This is a genomic window from Tannerella forsythia (assembly GCF_003860135.1).
Lineage (GTDB): Bacteria > Bacteroidota > Bacteroidia > Bacteroidales > Tannerellaceae > Tannerella > Tannerella forsythia_A.
In genome coordinates this window covers 1-394 of record NZ_RQYN01000170.1, presented here as the reverse complement: position 1 = coordinate 394, position 394 = coordinate 1, and the positions used below count along the sequence as shown (strand labels likewise).

Genomic DNA, 394 nt, shown 5'->3' with positions numbered 1-394 from the left:
CTGACGAAGTTTGTGAACCATGTGCCAAATGGGATGGTAACGATTATGACCCAATTGACGCTGAATCTCTTTGGCAGAAAAGGTCTTTTTCGTTGACGTGAGCAAATGCATGGCTATAAACCAGTAGCGAAATGGAAGTTTCGATTTGTGCATAACGGTGCCACTCTTGAGCGTGATGCGCGTTTTACAGTGTTTACACTCGTATTGTTCCTTATCCTTTTTCCAGTAATGAGAACTCCCGCCACATTTGGGACAAACCACACCAACCTGGTCGCGATAGGCCTTAAACTTTTGCTTGCAACTTTCCTCGTCCGGAAAATGAGTTAGAAAATCGATCAGGGTCATTGCCTTATTTTTTGCAAAGATAGTCATTTTAGGCAAATATACGGATATT

General features: G+C 42.4%; 1 protein-coding gene. It reads right to left on the bottom strand.

The genetic code is table 11. The annotated features are described in order from the left end of the window. Positions 1-345 (bottom strand): transposase (locus tag EII41_RS13825; protein ID WP_148091777.1); only part of this gene is annotated, 345 nt, incomplete at its 3' end. Between the last annotated feature and the right edge of the window lie 49 nt (positions 346-394).